Annotated in this window: 15 protein-coding genes; 5 read left to right on the plus strand and 10 right to left on the minus strand. The window is 66.8% G+C overall.

Annotated features, from left to right (window positions below):
- Positions 1 to 28: 28 nt before the first annotated feature.
- Positions 29 to 529 (minus strand): hypothetical protein, encoded by a 501-nt coding sequence (locus ACEN9O_RS09015; protein ID WP_495617229.1) that lies wholly within the window; start codon positions 527 to 529, stop codon positions 29 to 31.
- Positions 530 to 636: 107 nt separating this feature from the next.
- Here ACEN9O_RS09015 and ACEN9O_RS09020 point away from each other — a divergent pair, with 107 nt between their 5' ends.
- Complete coding sequence (locus tag ACEN9O_RS09020; RefSeq protein WP_495617230.1) at positions 637 to 1,026, plus strand: nuclear transport factor 2 family protein; 390 nt, start codon at positions 637 to 639, stop codon at positions 1,024 to 1,026.
- Between the two features lie 63 nt (positions 1,027 to 1,089).
- On the plus strand, positions 1,090 to 1,731 hold the full coding sequence (locus tag ACEN9O_RS09025; protein WP_495617231.1) for a TMEM175 family protein: 642 nt from the start codon (positions 1,090 to 1,092) through the stop codon (positions 1,729 to 1,731).
- A gap of 7 nt (positions 1,732 to 1,738) precedes the next feature.
- Here ACEN9O_RS09025 and ACEN9O_RS09030 read toward each other — a convergent pair whose 3' ends face one another.
- From ACEN9O_RS09030 to ACEN9O_RS09045, 4 genes are all read right to left on the minus strand, one after another.
- Positions 1,739 to 2,419: a Fe2+-dependent dioxygenase gene (locus ACEN9O_RS09030; protein WP_495617232.1), complete on the minus strand. Its 681-nt coding sequence runs from the start codon at positions 2,417 to 2,419 to the stop codon at positions 1,739 to 1,741.
- A 68-nt stretch (positions 2,420 to 2,487) separates the two neighbouring features.
- Entirely contained in the window at positions 2,488 to 4,800 is a 2,313-nt protein-coding gene (locus ACEN9O_RS09035; RefSeq protein WP_495617233.1) for a catecholate siderophore receptor Fiu, read from the minus strand.
- A 391-nt stretch (positions 4,801 to 5,191) separates the two neighbouring features.
- Positions 5,192 to 8,773, minus strand: a complete 3,582-nt coding sequence (locus ACEN9O_RS09040) for a response regulator (RefSeq protein WP_495617234.1) — start codon at positions 8,771 to 8,773, stop codon at positions 5,192 to 5,194.
- Positions 8,774 to 8,807: 34 nt separating this feature from the next.
- Entirely contained in the window at positions 8,808 to 9,554 is a 747-nt protein-coding gene (locus ACEN9O_RS09045; RefSeq protein ID WP_495617235.1) for an alpha/beta fold hydrolase, read from the minus strand.
- A gap of 199 nt (positions 9,555 to 9,753) precedes the next feature.
- On the opposite strand from ACEN9O_RS09045, the gene ACEN9O_RS09050 reads away from it, so the two are divergent.
- The 3 genes from ACEN9O_RS09050 to fnr are packed head-to-tail and all read left to right on the plus strand — an operon-like array spanning position 9,754 to position 11,298.
- The gene (locus tag ACEN9O_RS09050; RefSeq protein WP_495617236.1) at positions 9,754 to 9,978 is read left to right on the plus strand and encodes a YgaP family membrane protein; all 225 of its coding nucleotides are present in this window, start codon (positions 9,754 to 9,756) and stop codon (positions 9,976 to 9,978) included.
- Complete coding sequence (locus ACEN9O_RS09055; RefSeq protein WP_495617237.1) at positions 9,975 to 10,493, plus strand: RNA polymerase sigma factor; 519 nt, start codon at positions 9,975 to 9,977, stop codon at positions 10,491 to 10,493. The genes ACEN9O_RS09050 and ACEN9O_RS09055 overlap by 4 nt, the downstream gene beginning before the upstream one ends.
- Positions 10,494 to 10,539: 46 nt before the next feature.
- A complete protein-coding gene (gene fnr / locus ACEN9O_RS09060; RefSeq protein WP_495617238.1) occupies positions 10,540 to 11,298 on the plus strand; it encodes a fumarate/nitrate reduction transcriptional regulator Fnr in 759 nt (252 codons plus the stop codon).
- An 86-nt stretch (positions 11,299 to 11,384) separates the two neighbouring features.
- On the opposite strand, the gene ACEN9O_RS09065 is transcribed toward fnr, so the two are convergent.
- The 5 genes from ACEN9O_RS09065 to ccoO are packed head-to-tail and all read right to left on the minus strand — an operon-like array spanning position 11,385 to position 15,040.
- Complete coding sequence (locus ACEN9O_RS09065) at positions 11,385 to 11,921, minus strand: FixH family protein (protein WP_495617239.1); 537 nt, start codon at positions 11,919 to 11,921, stop codon at positions 11,385 to 11,387.
- A 10-nt stretch (positions 11,922 to 11,931) separates the two neighbouring features.
- Entirely contained in the window at positions 11,932 to 13,317 is a 1,386-nt protein-coding gene (gene ccoG / locus ACEN9O_RS09070; protein WP_495617240.1) for a cytochrome c oxidase accessory protein CcoG, read from the minus strand.
- The gene (ccoP, locus tag ACEN9O_RS09075; protein WP_495617241.1) at positions 13,314 to 14,267 is read right to left on the minus strand and encodes a cytochrome-c oxidase, cbb3-type subunit III; all 954 of its coding nucleotides are present in this window, start codon (positions 14,265 to 14,267) and stop codon (positions 13,314 to 13,316) included. Before ccoP ends, ccoG begins: the two co-directional genes overlap by 4 nt.
- Positions 14,260 to 14,424 carry a cbb3-type cytochrome oxidase subunit 3 gene (locus ACEN9O_RS09080; RefSeq protein WP_495617242.1) on the minus strand — a complete coding sequence of 55 codons (165 nt, stop codon included), beginning with the start codon at positions 14,422 to 14,424 and terminating at the stop codon, positions 14,260 to 14,262. The genes ccoP and ACEN9O_RS09080 overlap by 8 nt, the downstream gene beginning before the upstream one ends.
- Position 14,425: 1 nt before the next feature.
- On the minus strand, positions 14,426 to 15,040 hold the full coding sequence (gene ccoO, locus ACEN9O_RS09085; RefSeq protein ID WP_495617243.1) for a cytochrome-c oxidase, cbb3-type subunit II: 615 nt from the start codon (positions 15,038 to 15,040) through the stop codon (positions 14,426 to 14,428).
- Positions 15,041 to 15,050 lie beyond the last annotated feature (10 nt).

Consider the following 15,050-nt stretch of genomic DNA (forward strand, 5'->3'; position numbering starts at 1 on the left):
CGGGCTCGATGAGGCGGCGCCGGCGCGCTTACTGTCCGCCACAGGCAACCGACGAGCCGTTCGGCGAGGCCTGGCAGAACGGCGCCTTGCCGCCGCAGGCGACATTGTTGCCGTTGGCCGAGTGCTCGCAGAATGGCGCCCTGCCGCCGCAAGCGACGTTCTGGCCGTCGGCCGATTTCTCGCAAAACGGCGCGGCGCCGCCGCAGGCCACCGTGTGACCATCCGGCGATTTGGCGCAGAACGCCGCCGCGCCGCCGCAGGCGACCAGCTTGCCGTCGGACGAGGTCTCGCAGAAGCTGGCCTTGCCGCCGCAGGCGACCGCGCTGCCGTCGGACGATTTCTGGCAGAAGCTGGCGGCGCTGCCGCAAGCCACCGTCTTGCCGTCGGGCGAGGCCTGGCAGAACGCCGGGCCGTCGGCGCCGCCGGTGGACGCGGCCGAGCCGGACTGCGGCACGATGGCCACGCAGCCGGCGCACAGCACGGTGGCAATCAGGGTCAAGGTGGAGCGTACTGTTTGCGAAATGCGCATTGTTGTCCTCAGGGTGTGTTGATCTTTTACTACGATAACCGAACACGAGGCTGGCGTCCATGCTAACCTTTGCAGCGCGCCGTCCAATTCGATAGAGAGGAGTGACCATGCCCACCCTGGAGTCTGACATCCGCGCCGCCGAGGCGGCCCTGACCGACTGGCATCGCGCGCTGGAGCTGCACGACTGGAACGCGGTCGAGGCCGGGCTGACGCCGGCGTTCGTCATGATCGAGCAGGACCGTATCCTGGACAAGGCCGCCGTCGTGGCGCTGCTGACGGGCAGTGGCGCGCTGGGCCGGCAGCGGGCTAGCCTGCAAGGCTTTCGCACCCAGGCGCAGGGCGATGTCGCCTGGACCACGGTGCGCAACGACGCCGTCTGGATCGCCAACGACGGCGCGGAAACCGCCTACGGCTTTCTGGAAACGGCGGTCTTGAAACGCGACGGCGGCGCCTGGCGCATCGACCGCTATCACGCCACCCGCCTGGCTGCGCGCTGAAAGTTGCAATTTCCGTATTTCGCGGTAAGAATGCCTGCTGTTTAATTAACAACAGGATCACCGATGACAGAGTTGAGCCAGGACGGCCAGCCGCAGCTGAGCAAACACCGTATCGAAGCCTTGGTGGACGGCATCTTCGCCGTCGCGATGACCTTGCTGGTGATCGATTTGCGCCTGCCCGAACATGCCCATCTGGCCAGCGAAGCGGCGCTGCGCGACGCGCTGACCGGCCTGATTCCCAATCTGATCTCCTGGCTGATCAGCTTTTTCGTGCTGGCGATCTTCTGGATCGCCAATCACCGCCTGTACAGCTATGTGCGGCATGCCGACCAGAGGCTGCTGTGGCTGACCGTGCTCAGCCTGTCGGGCGCCTCGCTGCTGCCGTTCGCCTCGGCGGTCAACGGCCAGATCGCTTCGATGACGGGGCAGATGGTGTATTCCGGCGTGATGATCTGGCTGAGCGTGACCACGTTGCTGGTGGCGCGCCATATCCACCGCCACCCCGCCTTGTGCGCGCATGCCATGTCGACCGGCGCCTACCGCGCGACCATGGCGCGCAGCTGCGGCGTGATGCTGATCGCGGCGCTGGCCGTGGCCATCAGCTATGTCGCGCCGGGCAAGTCCAACGTCGTGTTCGTGCTGATGTCCGTGCTGCGTCCGCTGGGTACGCGCATCGAGCGCCGCTACCCCGGCGTCGCCGCCTGAGACCGGCCTAGACCTCGCTCCACTGCCGCAGCAGGTTGTGGTAGTGGCCGGTCAGGCCGACCAGTTCCGGACAGTCGCCCAGGCGCGCGCGCAGGCTCTGGATGTTCTGGTCCAGCTCCAGCAGCAGGGTGCGGCGCATATCGTCGCGCACCATGCTCTGGGTCCAGAAAAAGGAACAGAGCCGCGCCCCGCGCGTGACCGGCTCGACCCGGTGGATGCTGGTCGACGGATAGACGATCAAGTCCCCGGCCGGCAGCTTGACCTCATGCTCGCCATACGCGTCGGTGACGATCAGCTCGCCGCCGTCGTAGTCCTCGGGATCGCTGAGGAACAAGGTCGACGACACGTCGGTGCGCAGCCATTGCCCGCTGGCCGCCACGCGCCGCAGCGCGCCGTCGACATGCGAGCCGTAGTGCTCGCCGCCGGCGTAGCTGTTGAACAGCGGCGGACAGGTGCGCAGCGGCAGCGCGGCGGCAAAGAATAGCGGACTGGCCGCCAGCGCCGCCAGCACTTCCGCGCCCAGCTCCTGCGCCAGCGCCGAACCCTCGGCCAGCTGGCGGTTGTGCTTGACCTGCGCGCCCTGGGCGCCGACCGTGGTGCGGCCGTCGACCCAGTCGCTCTGGTCCAGGCGGCGGCGCATGGCGGCCACTTGTTCGCGGCTCAGCACGCCGGGGATATGCAGCATCATCAACACTCTCCTTGAATAAAAAAAACCCCGCCGGTGAGGACGGGGCCGGCATGCAGCGCGGCTGCCGCTTAGAACTTGAAGTTGGCGGTCAGGCTGGCCGAGCGCGGCGCGCCCGGCGTGTAGCGGTAGCCCGACTTGTTGATCGCCTGCACGTACTGCTTGTCGGCCAGGTTGTAGACGTTCAGGCGCAGGTCGACATGCTTGTTGACCGGGTACGAGGCCATGGCGTCGTAGACCCAGTACGAATCGGCATAGGCCGGGGTGCCGACCGCGCCGTCGGTGCCGCGCAGCAGCTTGTCGCTGAAGCGGGCGCCGCCGCCGATTTGCAGGCCCATCGGCAGCGTGTACGAGGTCCACAGCGTGAACGCCTGCTTGGGCGTGTAGCTCAGCTGGTTCTCGCCTGCGGCGGTCGCGACCTTGCCGGACACCACCTGGGTCGACATGCGGGTGTAGCCCGCGCTGACCAGCCAGTTGCGCAGGATTTCACCGGTCACGCCCAGCTCGACGCCCTGCACGCGCTTCTTGCCGTTCTGGTAGAAGACGGCTGCGTTGTTCGGGTCGACCTCGATCTCGTTGCGCACGTCGGTGCGGTAGGCTGCGGCCGACAGCGACAGCTTCTGCTTCAGCAAGTCCCACTTGGTGCCGAGCTCGTAGTTGGTGGTGATCTGCGGATCGTAGTTCGGGTTGGCCGAGCTGTTGGCCGCCGAGCTCAGCGTGAAGTTGGTGCCGCCCGGCGGCGCTTTCGAGGTCGCCACCAGGGCGTAGACGCTGCTGTCGGCAGTCGGCTTGTACAGCGCCGACAGTTTGCCGTTGAGCAGGTTGTCCGAGGCCGTCAGCGAGTTGGCCAGCAGCGTGCCGACCGGGATGGTCTGCGGCGTGGCCGCGGCCTGCACCGTCACGCCATTGTAGGTGGTGTTGTAGTGATCCAGGCGCACGCCGGCGTTGAAGATCCACTGGTCGCCCAGCTTGGCGGTGTCGAACAGGTACACGCTCTCGGTGCTGGTGCTGCCGTCGCCGCGCGCGCCGTTGCGCACCAGGCTAACCTGGGCCGGCGTCACCGGCAGGCTGGCATCCGGGTGGTAGATGCTGACCAGCGGCAGGCCGGTCGCGCCCGGCGCGTTGACGTTGGTGTAGTTGGTCTGCTTCTCGTTGACCAGTTCCAGCCCGGCCACCACGGTGTGCTTAAGCGCGCCGCCGTCGAAGTCGGCCGTGACGGTGGTCTGGTTGGTGATGATTTCGTTCAGCTGGTCTTTGTAGTTCAGGTTGGTGCGCGCGATCATCCAGCTGTCCGGACTGGAGCCGGCCACGACGTTGCGCAGGTTGGCGCCGGTCGACATGAACGAAGTCAGCAGGTAGTCCTGCTTGGTGCGGCCGTAGCGGGTGGTGCTTTGCAGCCTGGCGCCGCCGGCGAAGTCGTGCTCGATGCGGGCGGTGAGCATGTCGGCCTTGACCTGGTCGAAGTCCAGCACCGAGCCGTAGAAGTTGTTCGGATCGACCGCCCTGGCGCCGGCCATGAAGTCGAAGCCCGGGCCCAGCACGGCCGGCCTGGTGGCGGTGGCGGCCGTGATGACGACCGGCGCCGGCGGGGTCCAGCCCGGCAGGCCGATGGTCAGCACGCCGCCGTCGGGGATGTTGTCCTGGTCGACGTGCAGGTAGTTCAGGTAGACGCGGGTCGGGCCGTTCAGGCCGAAGGCCAGCGACGGCGCGATCGCCCAGCGCTTGTTCTTGACCACGTCGCGCGCCGGGTTGCCGCTGTCCTGGTCGAGCAGGTTGAGGCGGAAGGCGGTGCCGGTGTCGGCGTTGATCACCTTGTTCAGGTCGGCGGTGGCGCGCTTCTGCCGGCCGCTGCCCACCGTGACCGAACCCATGTAGGCGTCTTCCAGCAAGGGCTTCTTGCTGACCAGGTTGATGGAGCCGGTCGGCGAGCTGCGGCCGTTGTCGGTGCCGGCCGGGCCCTTGAGCACGTCGATCTGTTCGATGTTGAAGGTGTCGCGCGAGATCGAGCCGACGTCGCGCACGCCGTCCACGTAGATGCTGCCGGAGGCGTCGAAGCCGCGCATATAGATGCCGTCGCCGGTGGTGGTGCTGCCATTCTCGCCCAGGAAGAAGGCGCCCACGCCCGGCGTGTTGCGCAGCGCCTCGGTCAGCGTGACGGCGCCCTGCTGCTCGATCAGCTCTTTCTTGATGACGGTCAGCGACTGGGCGGTGTCGACCAGTTTCTCGGTGTACTTGGCGGACGAGGCCTTGTCGGCCTTGAAGTCGTTGATGGCGTCGGCGCGAACCTGGATTTCTTGCAGGGTCTGGTTGGTGGCAGGGTCGATACCGGCCTCGGCCGCGTGGGCGGCGACCGGCAGCAGCATCACGGCCAATGCCGCGCTCATCTGTTGGGAGCCTCGAATAATCGCAAATTTTGTCATTCCCGCGCAGGCGGGAATCCATAGGCCGCATGGCCAGAGGCCGTGCATGGATTCCCGCGTGCGCGGGAATGACAGGTATTTCGAGGTTCCCTGTTGATTGAAGCGCGATTGCGCGTGTTTGCGACTCTTAATCATTTGCATCTTTCTTCCGAGAATGTAGGCGGCGGGCTGCGCGGGGCTGCTGCGTTCTTGCGTCTGGCTGCCGGATCATGGCGATTTCATGCGGAGGATTGTAACAATGAAGCGGGATTATGTAAATGCGAATTATTATCAATAGTATTCAAACGGGCGAAAAGCCGCGGCGCCCCGGGCCAGGCCGGGACGCAAAATATTACAGATGTGAAGCGGCGGGAGCTTAGGACTGTTCGGCGTCGAGCCAGGCGCGGGCGCGCGCCAGCGTTTGTTCCAGCTCGGCGCGGACGGTCTGGTAGCGCTGTTCAAGCTCGTGGTCGCGCTGCTCGTTGATGGCGTGTTCCGCATCGACGGTGGCCTGGATCAGGCGTTTGGCGCCCAGCACGCCGACCGCGCCGCGCAGGCCGTGGAACAGGCGGGCGGCGTCGCGCAGCCGCCCTTCCTGCAGCGCCTGGCCGGCCTGGTCGGCCGGCTCCATGCCGGTGTCGACGGCGCCGCGCACCATCTTCACCATCGCGGCGCGGCCCTTGGCGTCCTTGCCCATCACCCGCATCAGGCTGTCCATATTGAAGATGGCCGCCTCGCCGGCCGGCATGGCGCCGGCCGGAGCCGGGGCAGGCGTTGGTTCGGGGGCCGGTGCCGGCGCCGGCGCGGCGGCCGCCATGGCGGCCAGCAGATCGTCGACGGCCGGCGGCCTCCGCTCCGGCAGGTGGCGCAGCAGCACCGCCAGCATCTCGTCGACCTCGATCGGCTTGGGGATGAAGTCAGTGATGCCGGCCTCCTGGCTGCGGTGGCGCTCGGAGCCGAGCACGCCGGCCGTCATGGCGATGATGGGCAAGGTCAGGCCCAGCTGCTGGCGCAGGATGCGGGTGGCGGTAAAGCCGTCCATCACCGGCATCTGCATGTCCATCAGCACCAGGTCGTAGCGGCTGGCGCTGGTGCGCAGCAGGTCGACCGCCTGGCGGCCATCGCCCACCACGTCCAGCGTCGCGCCCGCGTGCTCGAGGATGCCGCGCGCCACAAGCTGGTTGAGCGCGTTATCTTCCACCAGCAGGAAATGGCGGCCGGCCAGGCTGCCGGCGATGCCCGGATCGGCCATCGGCTGCGGCAGGCCATCGCTCTTGGCCGCCAGCGCCTGGTGCAGCGCGTCGAACAGGTTGGAGCTGGTGATCGGCTTGACCAGCACCACGTCGGCCTCGGGCGCGTTGGAGATTTCCTCCGCATGGTCGCGGGCGAAGGCGTTGACCATCACCACGATCGGCTGCGCGCCGCTGCCGGCCGCCTCGCGGATGCCCTTGGCCGTGGTCAGGCCGTCCATGCCGGGCATGTGCCAGTCGGCCAGCACCACGTCGTAGACCTGCTTGGCCTGCTGGCTCTGGCGGTAGCGGTGCAGCGCGGCCGCGCCGGAATCGACCTCGTCGGCATGCCAGCCCCAGGCGCGGATCAGCTTGGCGATCACCTCGCGGCTGGTGCGGTTGTCGTCGGCCACCAGCAGGCGCAGCTTGCCCAGCGCCGGTTTGCGGCGGCCGTCGGCCTGCTCGGGCAGCACCTCGAACGGCAGGCTGAACCAGAATGTCGTGCCCTGTCCCTGCACGCTGTGGACCGCGATCTGCCCGCCCATCAGCTCGATCAGGCGCTTGGTGATGGCCAGCCCCAGGCCGGTGCCGCCGAAGCGCCGCGTGATGCTCTGGTCGCCCTGCGAGAAGGCCTGGAACAGCTGCGCCAGCTGGGACTCGGTCATGCCCATGCCGGTGTCGCGCACCTCGAAGCGCAGCAGCGCGTGGTCGTCGTCGCGCGCGCTGAGCTCGATGCTGACCACCACCTCGCCGTGCTCGGTGAACTTGATCGCGTTGCCGGCCAGGTTGACCAGGATCTGCTGCAGGCGCATGGCGTCGCCGCGCAGGTGGCGCGGCGCCGCCGGGTCGACGCTGATCGCCAGCTCCAGCTCCTTGTCGCCGGCGTTCATGGTCATCAGGGTGGCCAGCGAGTTCATGGTCTCGTCCAGCGCGAACTCCACCGGCGACAATTCCATGTGGCGCGCCTCGATCTTGGAAAAGTCCAGCACGTCGTTGAGGATGCCCAGCAGCGACTGGCCCGACACCCGCACCATGCTCAGGTATTTGCGCTGCTGCGGCGTCAGCGGCGTGTTGCCGAGCAGGTAGACCATGCCCAGCACCGCGTTCATCGGCGTGCGGATCTCGTGGCTCATATTGGCCACGAACTCGCTCTTGGCGCGGTTGGCGGCCTCGGCGCGGTCGCGCTCGCGCTCCAGCTCGGCGGCGCGCGCCTCCACCTCCAGCCGCAGCCGGTGGCGCTCGGTGATGTCGGAAATCACCGCCAGCACCTTGGTGCCCTGGTCGGTGCGCACCGCGCTCAGGTTGACCTCGATCGGGAACTCGCTGCCGTCGCGGCGCAGGCCGTACAGCACCGTGCCGTCGCCCATGCGCACCGGCTCGGCGCTGAGGCGGTCGGCAAAGAACTTGATGCGGTGGGCCGCGTGCTGGCCGCGCAGGCGCTCCGGCACCAGCAGCTCCAGCGGCTGGCCCAGCACCGCCGCGCGCCCGTAGCCGAAGCAGCGCTCGCCTTCGCGGTTGAAGGTCTCGATGCGGCCGTCGACGCCAACCACCACGATGGCGTTGGGCGCGAACTCCACCAGGCTTTGCAGACGGGCGTCGGAGGCCAGCCGTTCGCGCATCAGGTCGTTGAAGGCGCTGGTCAGCTGGCCGACCTCGTCCTGCGCATGGGTGGGCAGCGGCGTGAAGCGGCTGGGGTTGTCGCGCAGGGCGACGATGGCGTTGCGCAGCTTGATCAGCGGCGCCAGCAGCCGCAAGGTGACCCAGCCGATCAGCGCGGCCGCCGCCAGCGAGGCCAGGCCGCTCCACAGCAGCAGGCGGTACAGCACGCCGTTGAAGGGCTCGAACGCCTCCTCGGCCGGCAGCGAGGCCGCCAGCACCCAGTTCACCGACTTCAGCGTCTTGTAGCTGTTGAGCGTGCGCTTGCCGACGCCGTTGATGCTGTCGACCGTGCCTTCGAAATCCTGCTCCAGCGCGCGCGTGGTGGCGGCGTTGGCGTGGGCCTGGCGCGGCTGGAGTATGCGGCTCAGGTCGGGATGCAGCACGTACACCGGCGGCGTGGTGCGGGTCAGCGCGAAGTAATAGCCGCTGCGGCCGACCTTGGCGTCGCGCAGGTGGCCCAGCAGGTTGTCCTTGTACAGCCGCAGCACGCCCACCAGCACGCAGACTACCTGGCCGTGGGCGTCCAGCACCGGCGCCACCATCTGCACGATGGGCTGCCTGCCGGCGCGGCCAAGCAGCGGTTCGGTGATCATCGGCTTGCGGGTGCGCAGCACCGTCTTGAAGTAGTCGCGGTCGCCGGCTTCGATGCCGACCCGGTTCGGCACTTCCGGCAGGTCGGCGATGATCCTGCCCTGCGGGTTCATCACCAGCAGGTCGTCGAACAGCGCCAGCACCGCGCGGTCCTGGTAGTAGGCGCGCAGCTGGCTGGCGGACTGGGCAATGGCAGGCGGCTGGTTGCGCGCCGAGACGGCGATGATATCGAGCAGCATCAGCAGCTTGTCGTCCAGCTCTTCGGCGGTGCGGTTGATCAGCGCCGTCTGCTGCGCGAACAGCACCCTGGTGAAGTCTTCCTGCATGCGGTGGGTCTGCACCACGGTCACCAGCGCGATCATCAGGACCGAGGTGATGCTGGTGGCCAGCGCAACTTTAGCCTTGATGCCGGGTGGCTTCATTTCATCCTTGAGGGCGAGGTCGGGCAGCGAATGGGAGAAATGCTGAATGGACAGCAAATTCTCCTATCAAAGCCCCGCCTTGGCAACAGGATTAACGCTGGGCAGCGGCAATGATCACTTCCGCCACCCTGGCCGGCTGCGACACCATCGGCACGTGGCTGGTGTTCAGCGTGACGGTGGTGGCGTTGAGCTTTTTGGCAAACGCCTGTTGCAGCGCCGGCGCGATCATGCGGTCGTTGGCGGCGGCGATGTAGTAGTTGGGCTTGGTTTTCCACGCTGCCACCGAGGTGACGTCGCCGAAGGCCCTGGCGTTGATCGGGCCCTGGGTGGCGGCGATCAGCGCGGCGGTGGCCGGCGGCACGTCCTGCGCGAAGTTCTTGCCGACCGAGTCGGTGGGCAGCCACAGGTAGCCGGCGGCGTCGGCCTGCAGGGTGGCGATGCCGGGCGGCACGGCGTAGTCCTTGCCCAGGTTGGCCGTGGCTTCGCCCTCGGACGGCGCGAACGCAGCCACATACACCAGGGCCTTGATCTTGTCGCTGGTGCCGGCCTGGGTGATGACGGTGCCGCCCCACGAGTGGCCCACCAGCACCACGTTGCCGGTCTGCGCGTCGACCACGCGCCGGGTCGCGGCGACATCGTCGGCCAGCGAGCTCAGCGGGTTCTGCACGGCCACGACCTTCAGGCCCTTGGCCTGCAGCAGCGGGATGATCTTGTCCCAGCTGGAACCGTCGGCGAAGGCGCCATGGACCAGCACGACGGTGGTGTCGGTGGCCGGGGTGGCGGCGTGGGCGGCCAGTGCGGAGGCCAGCAGTGCGGTAGCGATCAGAGTGCGTTTCATGGTGTGGTCCTTGTGGTTGGTTAGTTAGCGATCAAGTAGTGCGCTACTCAATGAGGTGAACTATAGCGTGCAATTAAGTAGTGTGCAATATAAATTTTCAAAATATTTTGCGATAATCCGGCCGGCGCGCGAATCCAAACGGCCGCCGCCCGCCTCTTAGCTGGCGAGGGACTTCCTCTGCGACCAATAGGAGTGCACTATGTTTTATGTCAAAAACGTACCGAACTGGGAACGCGCGCTGCGCGTGGTGGCCGGTGTGATCGCGGCCTGGGCCGGCATCGCCGTGCTGGGCGGCATGTGGGGATTGGTGCTGGCGGCGTCGGCGGCGGGCATCGTCGCCTCCGGCCTGTTCGGCTTCTGCCCGATGTGCGCGCTGGTCGGCCGCCGCCTCGACAAGGCGGCCAAACAATCAGGGGGACTATGAGCCTGGCAGCACAACATCTACCGGTGCTGGACGCCGCCCACCGCGGCGATCCGGCGGCGTTGGCGCAGCTGCTGCGGCTGTGCCAGCCCGACATCCGCCGCTACGCCCAGCGCAACTGCCTGGTCGGCGACGTCGACGACGCCGTGCAGGAAGCCCTGCTGGTGCTGTCGCGGCGGCTGTCCTCGGTGCGCATGCTGGCGGCGTTTTCCGGCTGGCTGTTCCAGGTCGTCAAGCGCGAGTGCCGCCGGCTGGGGCGCGCCGCGCTGGGCCACGACCCGTGGGACGACGAGCGCGCCGAACAATGGCTGGCCAGCCAGGACACGGCCGGTTTGCGGCTGGAGCTGGTCAACGCGCTGGAGTCGCTGCCGGCCGATTATCTGCAGGTGGTGCTGCTGCGCGATTTCGCCGAGATGTCGATCGCCGAGATCGCCGCCGACGTGGGCCAGAGCAGCGCGGCCGTCAAGAGCCGCCTGCACCGCGCGCGCAAAATGGCGCGCGAATACCTGATCGGCTAACTGCGGCATCGGCTGGAAATGACGACCAAAGGTCTACAATGGGGCCATGATACGAGAACTTCCCCCGCTGGTCCTGCCCGGCGCCAGCATCGAGAACCTCAAGGCCAGCTGCGCGAGCTGCAGCATGCACCAGCTGTGCTTGCCGATGGGGCTGGACAACAACGATATGGACCGGCTGGACCGTATCATCGGCCGCCGCCGCAAGGTGGCGCGTGGCGCCCCGCTGTTCCGCATCGGCGACGCCTTCCAGAGCCTGTTTGCGATACGGCTGGGCCACTTCAAGACCTACCAGGTCAACCGCGAGGGCGTGGAGCAGATCACCGGCTTCCAGATGGCCGGCGAACTGCTGGGCATGGACGCCATCAGCGCCGACCGGCACCACTGCACCGCGGAGGCGCTGGAAGACAGCGAAGTGTGCGAGATTCCCTTCGACAGCCTGCAGCAGCTGCTGGCCGATATGCCGACCCTGCTGCGCCATTTCCACCGCATGATGAGCCAGGAAATCACGCGCGAGCAAAGCGTGATGCTGTTGTTGGGGAATATGCAGGCGACCCAGCGTTTTGCGGCCTTCCTGGTCAACCTGTCGTCGCGCTATGAAACGCGCGGCTACTCGCCGCACACCTTCCAGCTGCGCATGTCGCGCGAGGAGATCGGCAACTATCTCGGCCTGACGATCGAGAGCATCAGCCGCCTGCTGTCCAGGTTCAAGAAGGAAGGCCTGCTGCGCGTGAGCAACCGCGAGATCGAATTGCTGGAGCCGGCGAGGCTCAAGGCCATCACCGCCGGCACCCAGACCTGCGCCTGAAATCCGTCGTCGTTCCCGCGCAGGCGGGAACCCATGCTGAGTGAGCGGAGCACATGGCGTATGGATTCCCGCCTTCGCGGGAATGACTAATCGTCGGCTGGTGGTGGCAAATCCGCCCGTAGCGTCACCTGGCGCTGCGCCGGCCAGCTCCACGTGCCGGCCAGCCGCCATTCGCGTTTCTCGCCTTCGATCAGCACCACCCAGCGGCTGCGCTCCAGCATCGGCAGGTTGATCTGAAACGCGCCGAACTCGTCCGGCTGCACCACCAGCTGGATATCCTTTTCCGGCAGCGTCGCGTGCGACAGGTGCACGAACAGCCGTTCGGTCCGGCCCTGGTCGCTGGCGGTGCGGCGCAGCTGGCCGGTCAGCGTGCCCTGGGTGACGTCGTAGCCTATCTCGGCCGACAAGCCCAGCGACGACGCCAGGCGGTCGCGCCGCAAGTCCTGGTTGATGGCCTTGCCCTGCTTGTAGTAGTCGCCCACCACCAGCGCATCCTGGCGCGACCAGGCCAGCCAGCCGGTGTAGGTCGCGGCCACCACCACCACGGCCGGGCCCAGCATCAGCAGCCACGGCCAGCGCTGCTTCCACCACGGCGCCTGCGTCATCATTGTCGTTGCATTCATCTGCATCCCCTTAGCGCGGCACGAAAAACACCGCATGTTCTTCCACGTGCAGCGACGGCTGGTCGACTGCGGTCAGTTCAATCTCGATCTTGTTCGAGCCCGGCGTGCCGGCGCCGTGCGCGCTGCGCAGGCGGATCGGATAGGCCTTGGTCTCGGTGCCCTCCACCCGCACCAGGTCCGGCGTCACCTGCGCCAGCGTGGCCATGCCGCTGACGCGGATGCGGTAGCTGTGCGCCTGCTCGGTGGTGTTCATGATCTGCAGGCGGTAGACGTTTTCGATCATGCCCTCTTCCACCTCGCGCCCCATGGCGCCGCGGTCGCGGATCACGTCCAGCTTGAGCGGCGTGCGCAGCCACAGCGCAACGCCGACCGCCGCCACGATCAGCGCCAGGATGGCGGCGTAGATCTTCACGCGCGGGCGCAGCGTGCGCTGGCGGATCTCGGTCGGGGTGTAATGCATCAGCAGCGCGCGCTCGGTGCTGTAGCGGATCAGGCCGGGCGGCTGGCCGATCTTGTCCATCACGCCGTTGCAGGCGTCGATGCAGGCGGCGCAGCCGATGCACTCGTACTGCAAGCCCTGGCGGATGTCGATGCCGGTCGGGCAGACCTGCACGCACAGGCTGCAATCGATGCAGGAGCCGCCGTTGAGCTCTTTCCGTTTCGACAGCGGCGCGCGCGGTTCGCCGCGTTCGTTGTCGTAGGTGATGATCAGCGTGTCGCGGTCGAACATCGAGCTCTGGAAGCGGGCGTACGGGCACATGTACTTGCACACCTGCTCGCGCAGCCAGCCGGCGTTGCCGTAGGTGGCCAGGCTGTAGAACAGCACCCAGAACCATTCCCACGGGCCGAAGCTCAGGCTCAGCACCTCGTTGCCGAGCAGCTTGATGGGCGTGAAGTAGCCCACGAAGGTGAAGCCGGTCCACAGCGCCACCGCGCCCCAGGCCAGGTGCTTGGCGCCCTTCCTGGAGAACTTGGTCAACGACATCGGCTGCCGGTCCAGCGCGATGCGGGCGCTGCGCTTGCCTTCGATCTGGCGTTCTATCCACAGGAAGATTTCGGTATACACCGTTTGCGGGCAGGCGAAGCCGCACCACACCCGCCCGGCCACCGCAGTGGCCAGGAACAGCAGGTAGGCGCAGATGATCAGCAACGCCGCCAGGTAGATGAAGTCCTGCGGCCACAAGACCAGGCCGAAGATGTAGAACTTGCGCGCCACCAGGTCGAACAGCAGGGCCTGGCGGCCGTTCCACTGCATCCACGGGGTGCAGTAGAAGGCCAGCTGCGTCAGCCAGACACACAGCCAGCGCAGCCGGGCATAGCGGCCCGAAGTCTCGCGCGGATAGATCTCCTCGCGCGCCGCGTACATCTTGATGACTTGTGGTGCAGGATCGTTCATTTTGCTGCCGTGGCGGTTTCTGTCGCCGCCGCGACCGGTGTGGGTTCAACATGGTTGACGTCGTTCGACAAGCTCCACACGTAGGCGGCCAGCACATGCACCTTGGCGTCGCCGAGGAAGTCGCCGAACGCCGGCATGGTGGTGCTGCGGCCCTTGCGGATGGTTTCCATGATGGTCTCGGCGCTGCCGCCGAACAGCCAGATCTTGTCGGTCAGGTTGGGTGCGCCGATGGCCTGGTTGCCGGTGCCGCCGGCGCTGTGGCAGGCCATGCAGGCGCCGAACTTGTCCTTGCCGAACACCGCCTTGATCGGATCGGCGGTCGAGCCGGACAGGCTCAGCACGTAGTGGGCGACGTTTTCCACGTCCTTGTCCGAGCCCAGCGCGGCGCCCATCGGCGGCATCACGCCGGTGCGGCCGTGCAGGATGGTTTCCTTGATGGTCTCGGGGGCGCCGCCGAACAGCCAGTCCTTGTCGGTCAGGTTGGGGAAGCCCTTGTTGCCGCGCGCATCGGAGCCGTGGCACTGCGCGCAGTAGGTCAGGAACAGGCGCTCGCCGATGGCGTGGGCCTTGGGATCGGCCGCCACCGCTTTCAGGTCCTGCTTCTGGTATTGCGCGAACAGCGGGCCGTATTCGGCCTCGGCCTGCTTGAGCTCGGCCTGGTACTGGCCCGACGATTTCCAGCCCAGCTTGCCGGCGTAGCTGCCCAGCCCCGGATACAGGAACAGATAGGCCAGGCCGAACACGATGGTGATGTAGAACAGCCACATCCACCAGCGCGGCATCGGCGTGTTCAGTTCGCTCAAGTCCTCGTCCCAGACGTGGCCGGTGGTTTCGCCGGCCTTGCCCTTGACCTTGGATTGGGAGAACAGCAGGATGCCGCAGCCGGCGATGCCGAGCAGGGTCAGCACCACGATGTACATGTCCCAGAAGCCGTTGGTGAAATCAGCCATGGCAGTTCTCCTCGTCGTCGAACGGCAGGTGGGCGGCGGCGGCGAAATCGGCTTCCTTGTTGTGGACGAAGGCCCACCACAGGATGCCGGCGAAAGTGATGAAGGAAATCACCGTCATCACGCTGCTGGCGCGGTCAAACAGGGTCTCGATAGCCATGCTAGTTCCTCGTCTTGATTAATGTGCCCAGGCCTTGCAGGTAGGCGATCAGGGCGTCTTCTTCGGTCTTGTCTTTCAGCTCGGCCGGGGCGGCGGCGATCTCGGCGTCGGTGTAGGGATCGCCCAGGCGCTTGAGCGCCTTCATCTTCGGCACGATAGCTTCCGGCACCAGCGTGGTCTGCGACAGCCACGGGTAGTTCGGCATATTCGATTCCGGCACCACGTCGCGCGGATTGTTCAGGTGGGTGCGGTGCCATTCATCGCTGTAGCGGCCGCCCACGCGCGCCAGGTCCGGTCCGGTGCGCTTGGAGCCCCACTGGAACGGCCGGTCGTAGACGAACTCGCCGGCCACCGAGTAGTGGCCGTAGCGCTCGGTCTCGGCGCGGAACGGCCGCACCATCTGCGAGTGGCAGTTGTAGCAGCCTTCGCGCACATAGATGTCGCGGCCGGCTAGGCGCAGCGGCGAGTAGGGCTTCAGGCCCGCCACCGGCTCGGTGGTGGACTTCTGGAAGAACAGCGGCACGATCTCGACGGCGCCGCCGACGCTGACCACCAGCGTCACCAGCGCGATCAGCAGCCAGGGGTTTCGTTCGATCCAATCATGTGAAAATTTCATGCTTCGCTCC

The organism is Duganella sp. Dugasp78, assembly GCF_059491455.1.

Bases quoted from the DNA above. Each gene is read 5' to 3' on its own strand.
- ACEN9O_RS09015 (WP_495617229.1), bottom strand. From the start codon at position 529: ATGCGCATTTCGCAAACAGTACGCTCCACCTTGACCCTGATTGCCACC.
- ACEN9O_RS09020 (WP_495617230.1), top strand. From the start codon at position 637: ATGCCCACCCTGGAGTCTGACATCCGCGCCGCCGAGGCGGCCCTGACC.
- ACEN9O_RS09025 (WP_495617231.1), top strand. From the start codon at position 1,090: ATGACAGAGTTGAGCCAGGACGGCCAGCCGCAGCTGAGCAAACACCGT.
- ACEN9O_RS09030 (WP_495617232.1), bottom strand. From the start codon at position 2,419: ATGATGCTGCATATCCCCGGCGTGCTGAGCCGCGAACAAGTGGCCGCC.
- ACEN9O_RS09035 (WP_495617233.1), bottom strand. From the start codon at position 4,800: ATGAGCGCGGCATTGGCCGTGATGCTGCTGCCGGTCGCCGCCCACGCG.
- ACEN9O_RS09045 (WP_495617235.1), bottom strand. From the start codon at position 9,554: ATGAAACGCACTCTGATCGCTACCGCACTGCTGGCCTCCGCACTGGCC.
- ACEN9O_RS09050 (WP_495617236.1), top strand. From the start codon at position 9,754: ATGTTTTATGTCAAAAACGTACCGAACTGGGAACGCGCGCTGCGCGTG.
- ACEN9O_RS09055 (WP_495617237.1), top strand. From the start codon at position 9,975: ATGAGCCTGGCAGCACAACATCTACCGGTGCTGGACGCCGCCCACCGC.
- fnr (WP_495617238.1), top strand. From the start codon at position 10,540: ATGATACGAGAACTTCCCCCGCTGGTCCTGCCCGGCGCCAGCATCGAG.
- ACEN9O_RS09065 (WP_495617239.1), bottom strand. From the start codon at position 11,921: ATGAATGCAACGACAATGATGACGCAGGCGCCGTGGTGGAAGCAGCGC.
- ccoG (WP_495617240.1), bottom strand. From the start codon at position 13,317: ATGAACGATCCTGCACCACAAGTCATCAAGATGTACGCGGCGCGCGAG.
- ccoP (WP_495617241.1), bottom strand. From the start codon at position 14,267: ATGGCTGATTTCACCAACGGCTTCTGGGACATGTACATCGTGGTGCTG.
- ACEN9O_RS09080 (WP_495617242.1), bottom strand. From the start codon at position 14,424: ATGGCTATCGAGACCCTGTTTGACCGCGCCAGCAGCGTGATGACGGTG.
- ccoO (WP_495617243.1), bottom strand. From the start codon at position 15,040: ATGAAATTTTCACATGATTGGATCGAACGAAACCCCTGGCTGCTGATC.